Origin of the sequence: Streptomyces sp. NPDC002602, from assembly GCF_042889445.1 — a bacterium.
Lineage (GTDB): Bacteria > Actinomycetota > Actinomycetes > Streptomycetales > Streptomycetaceae > Streptomyces.
On the sequence record NZ_JBIAQX010000002.1, the window covers coordinates 249790 to 268744 of the forward strand.

Here is an 18955-nt window from a genome sequence, read left to right on the forward strand (position 1 = left end):
CACCGCGAGGTGCACCCATGCGTTCCCTCCCCACCCGTCGTGCCGTGCTCGGCACGGGACTCGCCGTCGCCGGCTCGGGTCTGCTCGCCGCCTGCTCCGGCGGCGCCCCGGCCACGGACCACGGCTCCATGAACCACGACGCGACCAACCCCGGCGGCGCCTCCGCCGGCTCCCCCGACGGCTACGTCGACCCGGCCGGTCCGGAGGTCCGGGCCGCGGAGGCCGCCCGGGCGGCGGCCGGCCCGCGCACCGAGGTCCGCGTCACCGCCACCGCCGCCCCGCTCGACCTGGGCGGCGGGCGCACCGTGCGCTCCTGGGCGTACGGCGACCGGCTGCCGGGCCAAGAGGTCCGGGTCACCGCGGGCGGCACCCTCGCCCTGACCCTGGCCAACAACCTCCCGCGGGCCACGTCCCTGCACTGGCACGGTCTGGCCCTGCGCAACGACATGGACGGGGTTCCCGGGCTGACGCAGCGGGACATCGCCCCGGGCGGCTCGTTCCGCTACGAGTTCGCCGTCCCGCACCCGGGGACGTACTGGTTCCACCCGCATTCGGGGGTCCAGCAGGACCGCGGCCTGTACGCCCCGTTGATCGTCGAGGACCCCAGGGAGCCCCTCGCGTACGACAAGGAGTGGGTGGTCGTCCTGGACGACTGGCTCGACGGTGTGGACGGGTCGACCCCGGACGGTGTGCTCGCCGAACTCCGCAAGGGCATGGGCGGCGGCGCCGGTGCGGGCGGTCATGCCGGGCACGGCTCCGCCCCGATGCCGACCCCCGACGCGGGCGCCGGCCCGTCCCGGGTCCTGATGGGCGGGGACAGTGACGTCCTCGGCAAGGACGCGGGCGACGTCGCGTACCCGTACCACCTGGTCAACGGCCGGGTGGCGCAGGACCCGTCGGTCTTCACCGCCCGGCCCGGGGACCGGATCCGGCTGCGGATCGTCAACGCGGGCGGGGACACGGCCTACCGGATCGCCCTCGGCGGGCACGAACTGACGGTCACCCACACCGACGGCTTCCCGGTGGAGCACGCCACGGCCCGCTCGCTGCTGTTGGGCATGGGCGAGCGGTACGACGTCCTGGTCACCGCCGGCGACGGGGTCTTCCCGCTGACCGCGCTCGCCGAGGGCAAGGGCGACGGCGCCTCGGCGCTCGCCGTGCTCCGCACCGGCGCGGGGGCGCCGCCGACCGCCGCGACCCGGCCCGCGGAACTGGCCGGTCGGCCGTTGACGGCGGACGCGCTGCGGGCCGCCGAACCGGCCGTGATGGCCTCCCGGGCGGCGGACCGCACGATCAGGATCCGGCTCACGGGCGGGATGGCGGCGTACGACTGGGCCTTCGACGGCAAGCCGTACGCGCCGGACCGGCGCCATCCGGTGAAGGCGGGCGAACGGGTCCGGCTGGAGTTCACCAACTCCACGACGATGTGGCATCCGCTGCACCTGCACGGGCACACCTTCGCCCTCGGCGCGAGGCCGGGCGGGGCGCGCAAGGACACCGCGGTCATCCTGCCGAACGGGACCCTCACGGCGGAGTTCGACGCCGACAACCCCGGTCTGTGGATGGTGCATTGCCACAACGTGTACCACGCGGAGGCCGGGATGATGACGGTGCTGGGCTACCGCCGCTGACGGTCCGGGCGGCGGGATGCGACAAGAGCGCCCGGGGTGAACGCCGTTCCGTCTCCCGACCCACCGGCCGGGAGACGGAATCGGGTTGGAGGGGGTCGGGGCGCGTGGCAGGGTGAGGGGTCATCGCCGCCACGCCCCGAAGGACGCCCCCAGGCATGAGCACGCCCCCGAACCCGCCCAGCAGCCCCGCCGGTCCGCCGACGGAGCCCGCGGGAACGTCCATACCCGAGGCGGCGCCCTCGCCGGGCCCGTCGCCGAGCGAGACGCCCGAACCGGGCCCGTCCCTCACGAAGGAGCCCACGCCCACGCCCACGCCGGGTCCGTCCCTCACGAAGGAGGCCACGCCCACGCCGGGCCCGTCCCTCACGAAGGAACCCACGCCCGCCGAGGCCCCGGCGCCCGAGCCCGTCGACGCCCCGCCGGCGCCCGCCCCGGCCGCCCCGCCGGTCACCACCCCACCGGTCACCACCCCGCCGGTCACCGCTCCACCGGCGCCGTCGGGCTTCGCACCGCTCACGCCCGGCCCGCCGGCCGGCGCCTTCGGCGCACCCGCGCCCGGGCCGCAGGCCCCCGCCGACCCCGCCAACCCCTGGAGCGCACCCGCCGACCAGGGCTTCGCCGGGCCGCCGTCCGCAGGGCCGGGCGGATACACGGGTCCCCCCGGATACGGGGTCCCTCCCGGCCCTCCGGGCTACCCGGGTCACCCCGGGTACCCGGGCTACCCCGGATACCCCGGGGCCGTCCCGGAGAAGAGCAACGGTCTGGCCGTCGCCTCGCTGGTGCTCGGCCTCATCGCCGTCCTGGTGGCCCTCATCCCGTTCTTCTTCTGGCTCGGCACGCTCATCGGTCTGACCGGCCTCGGTCTCGGCATCGCGGCCGTGGTCAGCGCCTCCCGGGGCGCCCCGCGCAAGGCGATGTCGTGGTGGGGCACCGTCCTCGGCGTGCTCAGCCTGTTCGCCTCGGTGGCCGGGTTCTACTTCACCGTCAAGGTCGCCGACAAGGTCGACAGGGCCGTGGACAGCCGGCCGGGCCGCTCGTGGGACGAGCCGTACCCCACGCCGTCCTTCTCCTCCCCGTACGGCCTGCCCGGCGACGAGCCGACCACCGGCCCGGGGTTCAGCACCCCGCTGGCCTTCGGCGAGAGCCACACGTACGCGAACGGCCTGAAGGTGTCCCTGTCCACACCCGTCGAGTACGTCTCCAAGAGCCACGCGGACATCGACAACGCGGTGAAGTTCGACATCACGATCACCAACACATCGAAGAAGCCCATCACGGTGATCTACCTCCAGCCCGACGTCACGGACGAGCGGGGCCGCTCCGCCGAGACCGTCTTCGACGGGTACATGCCCAAGGCGATCTCGCAGACCGTGGCACCGGGCGCGACCGCCACCGGGAGCTCCGCCTACGAGGTGCCGAAGGGCACCAAGACCCTCCGTGCGGAGATCTCCCCCGCACTGCTGCTCGACCCCGTGAAGTTCGCCGGGCCGATCGGCTGACCCGCCTCCGGGAACGGAAGAGGGGCCGGGCTCCAGGACATCGCGTCAGAAAGACGATTACACTGGGTCCGTGCCTCAACTTCGCCTGGCCCTGAATCAGATCGACTCGCACGTCGGCGAGATCACCGCGAACGCCGACTCCGTCGTCCACTGGACGCGGCACTCCGCGGAGCAGGGGGCCCACCTGGTGGCGTTCCCCGAGATGATGCTCACCGGGTACCCCGTCGAGGACCTCGCCCTGCGCGGCTCCTTCGTCGAGGCCTCCCGCACGGCGCTGCGCGAACTCGCCGAGCGGCTGGCCGCCGAGGGCCTCGGCGAGCTGCCCGTGATCGTCGGCTACCTGGACCGCACGGAGAAGGCCACGCCGCGGCTCGGCCGTCCGGCGGGTTCCCCGGAGAACGCCGCCGCCGTGCTGTACGGCGGGCGGGTCGTCCTCCGCTTCGCCAAACACCACCTGCCCAACTACGGGGTCTTCGACGAGTTCCGGTACTTCGTGCCGGGCGACACCCAGCCGGTGATCCGGGTGCGTGGCGTGGACGTGGCCCTGGCGATCTGCGAGGACCTCTGGCAGGACGGTGGCCGGGTCCCCGCCACCCGCTCCGCGGCGGCCGGTCTGCTGGTGTCGATCAACGCCTCCCCCTACGAGCGCGACAAGGACGACCAGCGCCTCGAACTGGTCCGTGAGCGGGCCCGGGAGGCCGGGTGCACCCTCGCCTACCTGGCGATGATCGGCGGCCAGGACGAGCTGGTCTTCGACGGCGACTCCATCGTCGTGGACGCCGCGGGCGAGGTCGTCGCCCGCGCCCCGCAGTTCTCGGAGGGCTGCGTGCTGGTCGACCTGGACCTGCCGGCAGCCCGTGCCGACGCCCCCGAGGGCGTCGTCGACGACGGGCTGCGGATCGACCGCGTGATCCTGTCCGAGGAACCGGTGGAGGCGTACGAGCCGGTCGTGCCCGGCGGCTGCGCCGAACGCCTCGACGACGACGAGGAGGTCTACGACGCGCTGGTCGTGGGACTGCGCGCGTACGTCCTGAAGAACGGGTTCCGCTCGGTCCTGATCGGGCTCTCGGGCGGCATCGACTCGGCGCTCGTGGCCGCCGTCGCCTGCGACGCGATCGGCGCCCAGAACGTGTACGGCGTGTCGATGCCCTCCAAGTACTCCTCGGACCATTCCAGGGGCGATGCGGCCGACCTCGCGGAACGGACCGGCCTGAACTTCCGGACGGTGTCGATCGAGCCGATGTTCGACGCCTACATGGGATCCCTGGGCCTCACCGGCCTGGCCGAGGAGAACCTCCAGTCGCGCCTGCGCGGCACGCTGCTGATGGCGCTCTCCAACCAGGAGGGTCACATCGTGCTGGCCCCGGGCAACAAGTCGGAGCTGGCCGTTGGTTACTCCACCCTGTACGGCGACTCGGTCGGTGCCTACGGCCCGATCAAGGACGTCTACAAGTCCGACGTCTTCCGCCTCGCGCGGTACCGCAACCGGGCCGCCGCCGAGCGGGGCGAGACCCCGCCGATCCCGGAGAACTCGATCGTGAAGCCGCCGAGCGCCGAGCTGCGCCCGGGCCAGGTGGACACGGACTCGCTGCCGGACTATCCGGTGCTCGACGCGATCCTGGCGATGTACGTGGACCGCGACCAGGGCATGGAGTCGATCGTCGCCGCCGGCTTCGACGCCGAGCTGGTCGCCCGGACGCTGCGGATGGTGGACACGGCGGAGTACAAGCGTCGCCAGTACCCGCCGGGCACCAAGATCTCCGCGAAGGGCTTCGGCAAGGACCGCCGGCTGCCGATCACCAACGGCTGGCGCGAGCGGACGTAGCCGGCGGGAGGTGCGGCCGGGTGCCTGACGCAGGCCGCACGGACTTTCGGCGAGCGGCCCCTCTCCGATCACGAGAGGGGTCGCTCCGGCAGCCGAGTGCCCGCGAGAAGTCACCTGTTTCGGAACTTCCCGGCCGTCCGCCGGATCGCGCTGCTAGTGTGAAAAAGTGGCACACAAAAGATTCCTTCCTGCCGCTGTGGCAGTACTCTTTCTGGTGATTTCTTGTGGCTCTCAGGGAGAAGGGGACAAGAATCCCCCCTCTCCGAATTCAGCCCCTTCGACGACGCCTCCCGGGCGCGTCCGCGCGTCCCGGGGAATCGGGCAATCCGGGCTCGAAAGGCGAAGCGCTCTTCACGAAATCCGCCACGCTCGACGACGTCGACAAATTATATGCGGGACGCGATTTCTTCGTGTCTGTCGGCAAAGACGGCGTGGTCACCCGAGCGGCGAACGGCAAAGAGGTCGCACGGTCGGGCCTCGCGGGGTTCGCGGGTGGCTGCATCCTCGCCGTCATCGGATCGTCGCCCGATACGGGCTCCCTGATCTGGGCCCAGGTCACGGACAAGCCGGCAGCCGGGCTGGAACCGGCGAGCAGGTCGCTGTCGATCGTCGCCACCGACTCCAAGACGCACAAAGAGCGATGGCGCAAACCGCTGGTCGCCGATACGGACGAATTCGCCGGCTGCCAGTACGCGCAAGAAACGACGGTGACCAAGAACGAGAAGTGGCTGGCTTACGGAGAATGGGTCATCAGCCTCACCGACGGCACCTCGCGAGCGCTCGGATACGGAATTCGCCCGCGCGCCGTGGGAAACACCATCGCGGTGTACGACGGGGTGTGCGCCAACTGTCTGAACGGAATGGACTCGGTTCCGTTCACCGACCCGGCAACCGGGCGAGAACTGTTCTCATCCCCGGAACACGACATCATCGGCTCTCTCTCCGACGTACCGGGTGACTTCGCCACCTCCTCCGACGGATCCACTCTGTTCCTTGCCCGCCGCATCTCCGGCGACCCGATGTCCTATGCGCTGCAGTCACGGTCGCTGACCACCGGAAAGGTGAACTGGGAGATCACGGGGACCTCGTACACCGGGCCGGCCAGTCGCAAGGTCACGCTCGTCGAGAAGGCCGGTGTCGTGGTGATCCCCGATCTGGCGGCCGTCAAGGGGGAGGTCGCTCCCGACGTGCAGAAGGACCTGGGCGTCTCGATGGCCGACGGGAAGAAGCTGTGGAGCCTCCCCGGCATCGATGTGTGCGCGGCGAACGCCGCGGGCGTCGCCGTCGTGGCCAACGGTCAGTTGGTGGTCATCGACCCGCGGACCGGCAAGCAGATCTCCTACACCGACGAACGCAGCGACTGTGGCGTTTCGCTCGGCGAGTACTCCTACTACTCGAAGGACGGTGCGCTGGTTCGGGTCCTGCCCTCCGCGGAGTAGAGGGCCGGCAGCGGGCTCCCGGTGCGTCCGGGGGCCCACCCGCCGTGGAGGGTCGCGCGGAAATCAGAAGCGGCGCTTGAACCATCGTTTGACGGTGCCGACGGTGAAGACGAGCGCCAGGATGGCGAAGAGCGCCCGCTTGAGGTCGGCGCTTCCCCCGTCACCGCTGTAGCTCGTCGCGCCGTACAGGAAGAATGCGCCGTCGAACATCAGCAGGACCAGCAGGAACTTCGTGTCGGCGCGCACACCGGTGGGGTTGGCGCGTCGGGGGAAGCGCGGTGCTCCGCGCCCCGGGAACCCCGGTTCCCGGGAGGGCTTCAAACGGGTTCGGGTGACGGCATCCCGGAGTGCCGTCGCGGCCTGCGCCTCCGACAGACCGTGCAGGACCACGGGGGTGAGGTTGCCCAGCAACGCGCCGCGTGAGACGGGCTCGACCTCCACCGGAACGACCGTGAGACCTTCACCGGCCGGATCGTCACGCACGAACGACGACCACTCGGCGCCGGTCTGCGGCGAGAGGCGGTAGGAAGGCGAGACCACGGCGATCAGCCGTTCCGCCACCTCGAGGCCCCGACTGCGCGACAGCACACTGTTGCCGCCGGGGGTCTCGTGGTCCCAGGCCCCCAGGCTGACGGTGTACCCGTCGTTCTCCAGTTGCCAGCCGATCCATTCGGCCCAGGTGAGGTCCTCGTCGGCGTAGGAGATGAAGAAGTCGACCGTCATCGAGCACCCGGAAACGGGGCGCGGGTGCGCGGGCGGGAACGCGCGGGGCGCAAACCGTCCAGGAGCGTGCGGCGGGCGGTGTCCGAGTCCAGTCCGACGAGCGAGATGCGCGTGCGGGGGCCGAGGAGACCCTCCACCGAAGTGGGCTCCACCATCACCGGGACGATCAGGCGGCGCGACCCGTCGGGATCCTTCCTGAAGACGGCGGTCCATTCGGCCGCCGTCATCCCGGACTTCAGGAACGCGGGGGTGAGAACCAGGATGATGCGCTCGGCCCGGTGCAGGGCCGAGTCCATGTCGGCGACGAAGTTTCCGCCGGCGGTGAAGTCCAGCAACTGGACGACGGTTCGGTATCCGGCTTCTTCGAGAGCGTCGTTGATCCACGCCGCCCAATCGGCGTTGACGCCGGTGTAGCTGATGAAGAAGTCGACTGTCGCAGAGGTCATGGCGCCGCGATCCCGTGGTGGTAGGTGTCGGTGACGCCTTACGGGACCTCGGCATCGGCCGGGCCCCGCACACCCGTGTCACACATGCCGCGCTCGGCACACCGATGGCCGGTGGGCATGACGGCGCGGCTCACGGGAACCCCCGGAGGCGTCAACGTGCTGTGCAGTCTGCCGTTTCGGAGAGGATCTGTAAGCGGTATGGCCAGAATGCCAAGCCAACGAGCGGGACCGGGCCGTCACTCGGAACCCTCGTCCCGGGGCCGCGGCACCGGGCGCCGCGACCCCGGCGGGATCCGAACGGGACGACTCAGTCCTTGACGGTCATCCGCGCCGCGACCGGGAGGTGGTCGCTGCCGGTGCGGGACAGGGTCCAGGAGGCGTCGGGGATGATCCCGCGCACCATGATCTGGTCGATGCGGGCCATCGGGAACTGGGCGGGCCAACTGAAGCCGAAGCCGTCGCCCGCCGCGCCCTGCGTGGAGCGCATCTGGGACGTGACCTCGGACAGGGCCCGGTCGTTCATGGTGCCGTTGAGGTCGCCGAGCAGGACGACCTTCTTCAGCGGTTCGGAGGCCAGGGCGGCGCCGAGCGCGTCGGCGCTGTTGTCCCGCTGGTTGGCCGTGAATCCGGCGTTGAGCTTGACCCGGACCGAGGGGAGGTGGGCGACGAACACCGCGACCTGGCCGTGGGCGGTGTCCACGGTGGTGCGCATGGCCCGGGTCCAGCCCATCTTGATGTCGACGGGGGCGCTGGAGGACAGCGGGTACTTGCTCCACACGCCGACCGTGCCCTCGACGGCGTGGTACTTGTACACGCCGGCCAGGGCCTTTTCGTAGACGGGGACGACGCCGGCCTTGAGCTCCGTCAGCGCCAGCACGTCGGCGCCGGAGCGGGCGACGGATTCGGCGGTGCCGCGCGGGTCGGTGTTGTCGGCGTCCACGTTGTGGGTGACGACCATCAGGTTGCCGCCGCCGCCGGACTTGTCGGTGACCAGGCCGCCGAACAGGTTCGCCCAGACCACGGCGGTCAACAGTATCGACAGCAGGGCGGTGGCCGACTTGCGGATCACGGCGGTGACGAGCAGGGCCGGCACGGCCAGACCCAGCCAGGGCAGGAACGTCTCGGTGAGACTGCCGAGGTTGCCCACGTCGTTCGGCAGGTCGGCGTGGAAGATCATCACGAGCGAGATCAGTGCGGCGAGGCCCGCGGTGACGAGACCCCGGCGCCAGATTCCCCGGTCTCGGCGCAGGTCGGCCAGTCGGCGTCGGAGACCGGATCGGGAGGGCTCGGGCTCCGAGCCGCCGTTTCCCGTCTCCGTCATGTACGCCTGTGCCATTCCACTGCCCTCGCTGCCGTGCTCGCGCTCCGTCCCCGCCCCTTGACCCTAGGCGATGTTCGAAGCAGATCCGTGCCGTCCTTGCCGGCCGTACCTCCGTGAGGACGAACGGCCGTGCGGTGGGGGTTCCGCTTGTCACGAAACGCGCACATTGGGCGCGGCGCGGCCCGGGAGGGGCCGTGAGTGTGACGGACCGGTCATCGCGCCACTTCCGTGCCGGGGGCCGCGAGTGCCACCATGGGGGGTGAGTCCGGGGACGCCGTGAGGGCGCCTCGAGATGACACAAGGAGCAGTAGCCATGACGCATGTCGTTTCGCCTGCCCGCGAGACCTCCGGCCCCACCCTGTACGGGGGCACGGGAACGCGCCGCATCACCGTCCGCGACCTGGCCCTGGCCAAGGAGCGCGGCGAGAAGTGGCCGATGCTCACCGCCTACGACGCGATGACCGCGTCCGTGTTCGACGAGGCCGGGATTCCGGTCATGCTCGTCGGTGACTCGATGGGCAACTGTCACCTCGGCTACGAGACCACCGTCCCCGTGACGATGGACGAGATGACCCTGCTGTCGGCGGCCGTCGTGCGCGGCACGAGCCGCGCCCTGATCGTCGGCGACCTGCCGTTCGGTTCCTACCAGGAAGGCGCCGTGCAGGCGCTGCGCAGTGCGACGCGGCTGGTCAAGGAGGCCGGGGTCGGCGCGGTGAAGCTGGAGGGCGGCGAGCGTTCGCTGGCCCAGACCGAGCTGATCGTGCAGTCCGGCATCCCGGTCATGTCCCACCTGGGTCTGACCCCGCAGTCCGTGAACGCCATGGGCTACCGGGTGCAGGGCCGCAGCGACGAGGCCGCGCACCAGTTGCTGCGGGACGCGAAGGCGGCGCAGGACGCGGGCGCCTTCGCGGTGGTGCTGGAGCTGGTGCCGGCCGAGCTGGCCGCCGAGGTCACCCGGTCGCTGCACATCCCGACGGTGGGCATCGGCGCCGGGTCGGAGTGCGACGCCCAGGTGCTGGTGTGGACGGACATGATGGGCCTGACGGGCGGGAAGATGCCGAAGTTCGTCAAGCAGTACGCGAACCTGCGGCAGACCATGGGCGACGCGGCGAAGGCGTTCGCGCAGGACGTGGTCGGCGGAACGTTCCCGCAGGCCGAGCACGCCTTCCACTAGAGCCGGTGCCGAGGGCCGCCGACGTCCTCGTCGGCGGCCCTCGGCTCCTGTCGGTGGGCCCCGGGCTCCTGTCGGTGGCCCTCGGCTCCTGTCGGTGGACTGTCGGTGCTTTGTCAGCGGCGGCTGGTCCCATGATGTCCATGACGCGAAACGACAAGACTTCCCCGAGCGGCTCGCACGCCGTACAGGTCCGGGGTTTGGTCAAGCACTACGGCGAGACCAAGGCCCTCGACGGCGTGGACCTCGATGTTCGTGAGGGCACCGTGCTCGGGGTGCTCGGGCCCAACGGCGCGGGAAAGACCACTTTGGTCCGCGTCCTCTCCACCCTGATCACCCCGGACGCCGGGACGGCGACGGTGGCGGGCTTCGACGTGGTCCGCCAGCCCCGGCAACTGCGCCGCACCATCGGCCTCACCGGTCAGTACGCCTCGGTCGACGAGAAGCTCTCCGGCTGGGAGAACCTCTACATGATCGGCCGGCTGCTGGACCTGCCCCGCAAGGAGGCCCGGTCCCGCGCCGACGAGCTGCTGGAGCGGTTCTCGCTGACGGAGGCCGCCAAGAAGGCGGTCATGAACTACTCCGGCGGCATGCGCCGCCGGCTCGACCTGGCCGCCTCCATGATCGGCCGGCCGGCCGTGCTGTACCTGGACGAGCCGACCACTGGTCTGGACCCCCGCACCCGCAACGAGGTGTGGGACGAGGTGCAGCGGATGGTCGCCGAGGGCGCCACCGTCCTGCTGACGACGCAGTACATGGAGGAGGCCGAGCAGCTCGCGAGCGAGCTGACGGTCATCGACAAGGGCAAGGTCATCGCCAACGGCAAGGTCGACGAGCTGAAGGCCCGGGTCGGCGGCCGCACCCTGAGGATCCGTCCCGTCGCCTCCTCCGATCTGCCGGGCATGGCCCGTGCGCTGGCGGAGGCCGGTCTCGACGGCGTGGCCGGTTCCCAGGCCGTACCCGACGAGGGCGTCCTGCTGGTCCCGATCCTGAGCGACGAGCAGTTGACGGCGGCGATCGGGCTGCTGTCCGGCCGGGGCTACGCGATCGCCGACCTCGGCACCCACCTGCCCAGCCTCGACGAGGTCTTCCTGTCCATCACCGGCCAGAAGCCCTCCGCCGAGGCGCCCGTTCCCGCCCAGCAGACCGAGGAGGTCGCGGCATGAGCAGCGTCACCACGTCCAAGCCCGGCAGCACCGCGACCGCCCCGGACGCCGCGCCGCGCGACCTGCCCGACGAGGGCCGGATCGGCCTGCGGGCCAACCTGCGGCACATCGGCGCCCTGGTGCGCCGCAACGCCCTGCAGATCAAGCAGGACCCCGAGTCGATGTTCGACGTCCTGTTCATGCCGATCATCTTCGTGCTGCTGTTCGTGTTCGTCTTCGGCGGCGCGATCTCCGGCAAGGGGAACCAGGGCGAGTACGTGAACTACCTGGTGCCCGGCCTGATGGCGATGATGGGCATGAACATCGCCATGGCGGTCGGCACCGGGGTCAACGACGACTTCAAGAAGGGCGTGATGGACCGGTTCCGGTCCATGCCGATCGCCCGCTCGTCGGTGCTCATCGCGAAGATCGTGGTGGAAATCGGCCGGATGCTGGTCGCCATCACGATCCTGCTCGCCATGGGATTCATCCTGGGGCTGTCGATCAAGACCTCGGTGCTGGACCTGTTCCTCGCCATCGGCCTGTCGACCGTCTTCGGCGCCTCGCTGATGTGGATCTTCATCCTGCTGGGTCTGACCATGAAGACGGCCCAGGCCGTGCAGGGCGTGGCCATGATGGTGCTGATGCCGCTGCAGTTCGGCAGCTCGATCTTCGCCAGCCCGACGACCATGCCGGGTTGGTTGCAGGCCTTCACCGACTACAACCCGCTGTCCAACCTGGCCGACGCGGCGCGTGGGCTGATCAACGGCGGCCCGGTCGGCCACTCGGCGATGATGACCTTGATCTGGTCGGTCGCCATCACCGCGATCACCATGCCGCTCGCGGTCCGCAAGTTCCGCAGCAAGACCTGACCTTCGGAGCCGGGCGCCGGGACGGTTCCCCGGCAGGCTCTCGCGGAGGCGGGTGGTTCAGACGAGGGCGGTGGCCTGCTCCAGGGTGAGGCCGCCGCCTTCGGCGTACGCCGCCTCGTACGCGGTGTCCCCCAGCGCCGCCCTCGCCGACTCCTCGACGAGGGCGGCGTCCTCGCGTTCGGTGGTGACGGGGAAGTGGTCGGGCGGCACCAAGGACCGGTAGGCGCCGAGGAGCCGGGCGGCGTCGCGCTCCCGACGCGGACCGCCGAGCCCCATGAGGGACACGGCCGCGATCAGCAGGTGCACGGCCGGCTGGTGCGGGGCCACCATCAGCGCCATCGGGTCCTGGATGGTCGTCGTGGCCTCCCGGATCAGCGCCAGCGCCTCCTCGTGCCTGCCGTCCTTGTTGTCGAGCCAGGCCAGGATCCCGAGCAGGAAACCGTCGAAGATCGCGTACGCGCCGAGCTTGAACTCCTCGCGCAGGGAGTTGAGTTCGGCGCGGGCCTCGACGAGGCGGCCGGTGCGGCCGTAGAGGTTGGCGAGGAACATCCGGGCGGCCGGCATGGCCTCGTCGCGGTACTGCCGGTTGACGGCGAGGAGGCCGGTCAGGAGCTCCTCCGCCTCTTCCAGCCGGCCCTCCTCGACGAGGGTGCCGGCCATCCGCACCCGCAGGACCGTGATCTGGGCCGTGGCGCCGAGCCGCTGGGCGTGCTCGATCGCGGCCCGGAAGTCGGCGGCGGCCAACGCGTACTCGCCGCGTTTCTCCAGGGCTTCGGCGCGGGCGGACAGCGCCTCGGCGCAGCCCCAGTCGTCGCCGAGCTCGCGGAAGAGCGCGAGGCTCTCCTCGGCGTCGCGGGCGGCGTCGCCGAACCACGCGGCTCGGTTCGCCCGGATGTTGGCGCGCAGTTGGAGCGCGGAGCCCAGCTCCCAGCGGTAGCCGAGGGCGCGGGTGGTCTCGACGGTCTCGTCGATGATGCGCCGCAGCAGTTCCGGATCGCCGGCGATCATCACGGCGTAGATCCACAGGGCGGTGGGGAACCGGCAGGTCTGGGGCAGGCCCGGCCGGTAGGCCGCGATCATGCCCTCGACCTGGACGCGGGTCTCCGGGGAGTTCCAGGAGCCGCTCGCCTGGTCGCGGGCGGTGAGCTGGATCATCCGGGCGCCGCGCCAGGCCTCGGTGAGCAGTTCGCCGGTGTAGGGCGGGGGCGAGTCGACGACCCGCTCGTACACCGGTTCGGCGGGGACGATCGGCGGGGCGAAAGGGTCCGGACCGAGGGCGATGGCGGCTTCGGACCAGTGGCGGGACTCGGTGCGCAGGTCGTGCATGTGCCAGTACCAGACGAGGGAGTGCAGCAGGCAGAGCACCTCGCCGACGTCTTTGGCGGAGACGGCGCGGCGCAGCGCGGTACGGAGGTTCTCGTATTCGGTGGCGAGCCGCTCGGCGGCCGCGCGCTGGCCGTGGCCGCGCAGCAGGGGCTCGGTGGTGCGGGCGAGTTCGCGGTAGTGGGTGAGGTGGCGCCGCTCGGTGTCGGCGCGGTCCTGGGCCGCCTCGGCCAGGCGTTCGGCGGCGTACTCGGCGACGGTCTCCAGCAGCCGGTAGCGCATGTCGCCGTCGGGGCCGGGGGCCGCGACGACGAGGGACTTGTCGACGAGGGAGCCGAGCGCGTCGACGACCGCGTCCGCGTCGGGGCCGGCGCAGACGGCCTCGGCGGCGGCGAGGTCGCAGCCGCCGGCGAAGACGGAGAGCCGTCGCAGGACGGCCCGTTCGGGCGTGTCGAGGAGGTCCCAGGACCAGTCGACGACGGCCCTCAGGGTCTGTTGGCGGGGCAGGACGGTACGGGAGCCGCTGGTGAGGAGGCGGAACCGGTCGTCGAGCCGGTCGGCGATCCGGCGGGGGGTGAGCAGGCGCAGTCGGGCGGCGGCCAGCTCGATGGCGAGGGGCAGGCCGTCGAGGCGGCGGCAGATCTCCGCGGCGGCGGCCGGGTCGTCCTCGACGCGGAAGCCGGGTCGGGCGGCGGCGCCGCGGTCGGCGAGCAGCCGCAGCGCGACGGGGTCGGGCAGCGGTTCCACCGGGCGAAGCGATTCCCCGGGCACGCCGAGGGGCTCCCGGCTGGTGGCGAGGATCTGTACGCCGGGGCAGTGCGTGAGGAGCCGTTCGGCGAGGACGGCGGCGGCCTCGACGACGTGCTCGCAGTTGTCGAGGAGCAGCAGGAGGTCGCGCCGGCCGCAGTGTTCGACGAGTCGGGCGAGCGGGTCGTCCCCGCCCCGCTCGGTCAGCGCGCGCAGTTCCTCGGCGGCGCCGCGCAGCTTGGTCTGGCGGGCCCCGAGGGCGGCCAGGACCGCTTCGGGGACGTCCTCGGGATCGTCCACGGGGGCCAGTTCGGCGAGCCACACCCCGTCGGGCCACATTCCGTCGGGGCGGCCGGCGGCGGCGTGGGCCTCGGCGGCCTCCTGCGACAGCCGGGTCTTGCCGGCGCCGCCGGGCCCGAGCAGGGTGACGAGTCGGGAGCGGGCCAGGTCGGCGCCGATGGCGCGGATGTCGTCCTCGCGGCCCACGAAGGTGGTGAGGCGGGCCCGCAGGTTGCCCCCGGTGTCGGGGCCGGTGCCCCGGCCGGGCGGCGGGACGGGCGTACCGGTGCCCTGGCCGGGGGCGGCGGGGTTCCGGGCGGACGCGGTGTCGGGCCGCGCCTCGGGGGCGGGGGTCGCGGCGGGGGCGGTGGTCGGGGTGGCTGCTGTCGGGTGTGGCGGCCGCGGTGCGTACGGGGGTTCCGGCGGGGCCAGCAGGGCGGCATGGAGGCCGCGCAGTTCCGGGCCCGGGTCGGCGCCGAGGCGGTCGGCGAGGACCCGGCGGAGTTCCTCGTAGGCGGCCAGCGCCTCCGCCGGGCGGCCCGTCGCGTCGAGGGCGCGGATCCGCAGGGCCTGCAGCGGCTCGTCCAGCGGGTGTTCCGCGCACAGGGCGGTCAGCTCGGGCAGGATCCGCCGCGCCTCGCCCAGGGCGAGGGCCGCGGCGATCCGCCCGCGGCGCGCGTCGGCCCGTACGGCCTCCCAGCGCGCGGACTCCCCGGCCGGGTCCGGCAGCGAGGCCAGCGCGGGGCCGCGCCACAGGGCGAGGGCCTCGTCGTACAGGGCCGCGGCGGCGGCCGGGTCCCGCTCGGTGGCGGCGGCCCGCGCCAGCCGTTCGAAGCGGTACAGGTCCACGTCCTCGCGGGCGGCGGCCAGGCGGTAGCCGCCCTCCCCGGAGCGCACGGCGGTGTGCCCGATCGTCCGGCGCAGCCGCGCCACCAGGGCCTGGAGCGCGGCCGGCGCGTCGGCCGGCCGGTCCCCGTCCCACACCTCGGCGACCAACAGCTCGACCGGCACGGTGCGGCCCGGCCGCAGGGCGAGGGCGGTCAGGAGGGCGCGCAGGCGCGCCCCGCCCACGGCGACGGGGTCGCCGTCGTCGGTGAGGGCCTGGGCGGTGCCGAGAATCACGTAACGCACCGGCCCATTGTCGCCGGACCCGGGGGACGGCCGACGCCGCACCCGGGATAGGTTTCGCCGCATGGGTCACCAGGGCAGCCGCGGCGAGCGGCAGATCAGTTCCGTCTTCCTCGGGATCGTCGCCGTCATGGCGGTGACCGGGTGGGCCGTGTGGACGGGGTACTCGACGAGCACCGGCCTCGCGGTGTTCCTGTTCGTCACGGCGGCGTGGGTGGTCTCGCTGTGCCTGCACGAGTACGCGCACGCCCGGACCGCCCTGCACGGCGGCGACATCACGGTCGGCGCCAAGGGCTACCTGACGCTGAACCCGCTGAAGTACACGCACGCGATGCTCAGCATCGTGCTGCCGGTGATCTTCGTGATCCTGGGTGGTCTGGGTCTGCCCGGTGGCGCCGTGTACATCGAACGCGACCGGATCAGCGGCCGCTGGAAGCACAGTCTGATCTCGGCCGCGGGCCCGCTCACGAACGTGGCCTTCGCGATCGTGTGCACCGCCCCGTTCTGGCTGAACGCCCTCGACGGGGTGCCGATGCCGTTCCGCTTCGCGCTGGCGTTCCTGGCGCTGCTCCAGGTCTCGGCGGCGATCCTGAACTTCCTGCCGGTGCCGGGCCTGGACGGGTACGGGGTCATCGAGCCGTGGCTGTCGCACGGGGTGCGCCGCCAGGTGGCCCCGCTGGCGCCGTTCGCCCTGCTCGGCGTGTTCGCGCTGCTGTGGATCCCGGAGGTCAACGCGTTCTTCTTCGGCGCGGTCAGCGGCATCCTCGACGCGCTCGGCGTGTCGGAGTTCGAGACGTACTGCGGCCGCGACCTCTACCGCTTCTGGCAGGACGCCGACGGCTACTGCGCCCCGGCCTAGGCCGTCAGCCGTTCGCGCGGGCGGCCTTGTCGGCCTTGGCCTTGCGCACGTAGTACCAGGCCATGTTGGACGTCAGCCCGGCCAGCAGCACCCAGATGATGCCGAGGAAGCTGCCCTCCACGAAGGCGACCACGGCCGCGGCCACGGACAGGGCACAGACGACAACGGCGAACACGGCAAGGCGGGGCATGCGGCACGGCTCCTCGGCGACACGGAACGGGGTCAGGCTCCTCCAGTGTCCCCCATCGCGCCGCGCCGCCGGTCGCCGCCACCCCCTCGGGACATCCCGCCCATTTCCCCCTTCGCCTGAGCGCCGGTCCGCCGGCTGGATACGGTGCGCGAAGCTCCGTCCGAGCGGACGAAGCCGGACGACCGGGGGGAAGCCATGCGGGAGATGACAAAGGGTGCGAACGTCAGTCTGACCGCCCTCGGCCAGGACGCCGGGGCCGTGGTCGTGAGTCTGGGTTGGACGAGCGCGTCGGGCGCCGGCGACGCCGACGTGTCCGTGTTGCTGCTCGGCGCGAACGGCAAGGTCCGCTCGGACGACGACTTCTACTTCTACAACCGTCCCGCGGCCGAGGACGGCAGCGTCCAGTTGCTCGGGAAGACGCCGACCGGCAGCGGCGACGAGGACCGCATCGGACTGGACCTGACGGCCGTCCCGGCGGACGTCGCGCGGATCGTGGTGGCGGCGAGCCAGTACGGTGACGCCCGCTTCGGGGACCTCGACGACCTGCGGATGACCGTCGCGGACCGCTCCGGTGAGCCACTGGTCGGGTTCTCCATCGACGACGCGAGCGTGGAGAGCGCCTTCGTCTTCGGCGAGCTGTACCGGCGGGGCGGGGAGTGGAAGTTCCGGGCCGTGGGGCAGGGCTACGAGACCGGCCTGGCCGGCCTCGCCACGGAATTCGGCATCTCCGTCGACGAGGGCGAGGACGGCGAGGAGTCCCCCACGACCCCGGACACGAACCCGGACACGACCCCGGCCCCGAGCACTGCGGGGGAAACGGCGCGGGGGACGAAGACGCCCGCGCCGGGCCCGGTCCCCGCCGGCCCCGTGACCACGACGCCCGGCGCTGCTCCCGCCCCGATCGAGCGCGCCGCGCACGCCGGACCGGCCGAAGGCACTCGGGGCGACGGCGGCCCCGCGGTCGCCGGCGTCCCCGCGCAGTCCCGCGGCCGGGACGGGTCCGTCACCAGGGGCGCCCCGACGACCAGGAAGAAGGTCACGTTGCCCAGGGTGGCCAGGAGGTCCCTGGCCGAGAACGACTCCTGGCAGCCGGCCCGGCTCTTTCCCGTACCGACCCTCAAGAGCGACCGGGAGCGGGAGGTGCGCGCGACCTCGGTGCTGCTCTCCGTCATGACGCAGGTGCCCGAGCTGGGTCGCCGGCTCACGGCCGCCTTCGGTGCTCCCGCCGGACGGACGCAGACCTTCACGGAGGTGTCGTTGCCCCACGGCGACGCGCCCCGCCGGCCGGACGGTGTCATCCGGATCGAGCGCGCCGGCAAGCTCTGGACCGCGCTCGTGGAGACGAAGACCAACGGGAACCCGCTCCGGGCCGAGCAGGTGCAGGCGTACACGGACATCGCCGCGCGGCGCGGCTACGAGGCCGTCATCACGCTCTCCAACGACGTGGCCCTCGACGGCGCTCCCGTGGTCGACGTCAAGATCGACGGGCGCCGCAAGCACAAGGTCGACCTCTGGCACCTGTCGTGGGCGGAGGTGGCCCACCAGGCCCAGCTCCTGATCCGGCACGAGGGCGTGGGCAACCCCGCACACGCCTGGCTGCTCCAGGAACTGCTGGAGTACCTCCGGCACGAGAACTCCGGCTGCCACGGATTCCAGAACATGGGGCCTTCCTGGGTACCCGTCCGCAAGGGCATCGAGGACGAGACCCTCAACATGGGCGACGAGCGGGCCGTGGACGTGGTGGAGAGCTGGGAACGGCTGATCCGCCAGGTCTGCCTGCGCCTGGGCGGTGAGCTGGGCCAAAAGGCCCTCCCGGTGCAGCGGGCCCGGCGGGGCAGCGACCCTCGGGAGCGGCGGCTCGCCGCGGCCGAGACCCTGTGCGCGGACGGCCGGCTCTCGGCCGAGTTGCGGATCGACGGCACGAACGGTGTCATCGCGGTGACCGCCGATCTGCGGACGGGCAAGGTGCGGACCTCGACGGACGTCCCCGCCCCGGAGGGGGCCTCCGCACTGGTGTCGGTGAAGAAGCTGGTCCGGATCCTGGCCGAGGCACCGGCGGATCTCCATGTGGAGAGCCTGGTCGAGGGCGGGAGCGGGGCGCGCGGCACCCTGGAGCGGTTGCGGCCTGAGCCGGGGAACCTGCTGCCCAGGGACGGGGCGCCGCTGTCCGGATTCCGACTGACGCTCATCAAGGGAATGGGCAATACCCGGGGCAACACGGAGTCGGGTTTCATCCGCAGCGTCGACGACGCCGTGGCGCGGTTCCACCAGGGCGTCGTGGCGCGGCTGGGCCCGCTGGAGGTGCGGGCCGGCCGGCGCGGCTGACCGTACGAGCGGTGTCGCTGGTGCTGTGGGTC

The 18955-nt window shown here is 72.1% G+C and carries 14 protein-coding genes; 9 read left to right on the forward strand and 5 right to left on the reverse strand.

Translation table 11 applies throughout. From position 1 onward, the window contains the following. Nucleotides 1–17 precede the first annotated feature (17 nt). The 4 genes from ACFYW3_RS06445 to ACFYW3_RS06460 all read left to right on the forward strand — a co-directional run bounded on the left by ACFYW3_RS06445 (nt 18) and on the right by ACFYW3_RS06460 (nt 6394). Nucleotides 18–1631: a multicopper oxidase family protein gene (locus ACFYW3_RS06445; protein WP_351756880.1), complete on the forward strand. Its 1614-nt coding sequence runs from the start codon at nt 18–20 to the stop codon at nt 1629–1631. A 155-nt stretch (nt 1632–1786) separates the two neighbouring features. Further along, nucleotides 1787–3130, forward strand: a complete 1344-nt coding sequence (locus tag ACFYW3_RS06450; RefSeq protein ID WP_389385707.1) for a DUF4352 domain-containing protein — start codon at nt 1787–1789, stop codon at nt 3128–3130. Between the two features lie 70 nt (nt 3131–3200). Next, nucleotides 3201–4955 (forward strand): NAD+ synthase, encoded by a 1755-nt coding sequence (locus ACFYW3_RS06455; RefSeq protein WP_389385708.1) that lies wholly within the window; start codon nt 3201–3203, stop codon nt 4953–4955. A gap of 224 nt (nt 4956–5179) precedes the next feature. Further along, entirely contained in the window at nt 5180–6394 is a 1215-nt protein-coding gene (locus ACFYW3_RS06460; RefSeq protein WP_389385709.1) for a hypothetical protein, read from the forward strand. Nucleotides 6395–6457: 63 nt separating this feature from the next. Here ACFYW3_RS06460 and ACFYW3_RS06465 read toward each other — a convergent pair whose 3' ends face one another. The 3 genes from ACFYW3_RS06465 to ACFYW3_RS06475 all read right to left on the reverse strand — a co-directional run bounded on the left by ACFYW3_RS06465 (nt 6458) and on the right by ACFYW3_RS06475 (nt 8899). After that, on the reverse strand, nt 6458–7117 hold the full coding sequence (locus ACFYW3_RS06465) for a toll/interleukin-1 receptor domain-containing protein (RefSeq protein WP_389385710.1): 660 nt from the start codon (nt 7115–7117) through the stop codon (nt 6458–6460). Continuing rightward, nucleotides 7114–7563, reverse strand: coding sequence for a toll/interleukin-1 receptor domain-containing protein (locus ACFYW3_RS06470; protein ID WP_351756865.1), 450 nt, complete (start codon nt 7561–7563; stop codon nt 7114–7116). The genes ACFYW3_RS06465 and ACFYW3_RS06470 overlap by 4 nt, the downstream gene beginning before the upstream one ends. 307 nt (nt 7564–7870) lie before the next feature. Then, on the reverse strand, nt 7871–8899 hold the full coding sequence (locus tag ACFYW3_RS06475) for an endonuclease/exonuclease/phosphatase family protein (RefSeq protein ID WP_351756862.1): 1029 nt from the start codon (nt 8897–8899) through the stop codon (nt 7871–7873). A 298-nt stretch (nt 8900–9197) separates the two neighbouring features. On the opposite strand from ACFYW3_RS06475, the gene panB reads away from it, so the two are divergent. The 3 genes from panB to ACFYW3_RS06490 all read left to right on the forward strand — a co-directional run bounded on the left by panB (nt 9198) and on the right by ACFYW3_RS06490 (nt 12072). Then, nucleotides 9198–10058: a 3-methyl-2-oxobutanoate hydroxymethyltransferase gene (gene panB / locus ACFYW3_RS06480; protein ID WP_351756859.1), complete on the forward strand. Its 861-nt coding sequence runs from the start codon at nt 9198–9200 to the stop codon at nt 10056–10058. A gap of 131 nt (nt 10059–10189) precedes the next feature. Next, a complete protein-coding gene (locus ACFYW3_RS06485; RefSeq protein ID WP_389385711.1) occupies nt 10190–11221 on the forward strand; it encodes an ATP-binding cassette domain-containing protein in 1032 nt (343 codons plus the stop codon). Continuing rightward, nucleotides 11218–12072: an ABC transporter permease gene (locus ACFYW3_RS06490; protein WP_389385712.1), complete on the forward strand. Its 855-nt coding sequence runs from the start codon at nt 11218–11220 to the stop codon at nt 12070–12072. The genes ACFYW3_RS06485 and ACFYW3_RS06490 overlap by 4 nt, the downstream gene beginning before the upstream one ends. Before the next feature lie 57 nt (nt 12073–12129). On the opposite strand, the gene ACFYW3_RS06495 is transcribed toward ACFYW3_RS06490, so the two are convergent. After that, on the reverse strand, nt 12130–15615 hold the full coding sequence (locus tag ACFYW3_RS06495; RefSeq protein ID WP_389385713.1) for a BTAD domain-containing putative transcriptional regulator: 3486 nt from the start codon (nt 15613–15615) through the stop codon (nt 12130–12132). On the opposite strand from ACFYW3_RS06495, the gene ACFYW3_RS06500 reads away from it, so the two are divergent. Beyond that, nucleotides 15614–16408 carry a site-2 protease family protein gene (locus ACFYW3_RS06500; RefSeq protein ID WP_351756851.1) on the forward strand — a complete coding sequence of 265 codons (795 nt, stop codon included), beginning with the start codon at nt 15614–15616 and terminating at the stop codon, nt 16406–16408. The genes ACFYW3_RS06495 and ACFYW3_RS06500 overlap by 2 nt on opposite strands. A 4-nt stretch (nt 16409–16412) precedes the next feature. Here the strand turns inward: ACFYW3_RS06500 and ACFYW3_RS06505 are convergent, their stop codons facing one another. Further along, entirely contained in the window at nt 16413–16598 is a 186-nt protein-coding gene (locus tag ACFYW3_RS06505; protein WP_053676194.1) for a hypothetical protein, read from the reverse strand. A gap of 204 nt (nt 16599–16802) precedes the next feature. Between ACFYW3_RS06505 and ACFYW3_RS06510 the strand changes: the two genes are divergently transcribed. Beyond that, nucleotides 16803–18923: a TerD family protein gene (locus ACFYW3_RS06510; protein ID WP_351756951.1), complete on the forward strand. Its 2121-nt coding sequence runs from the start codon at nt 16803–16805 to the stop codon at nt 18921–18923. Nucleotides 18924–18955 lie beyond the last annotated feature (32 nt).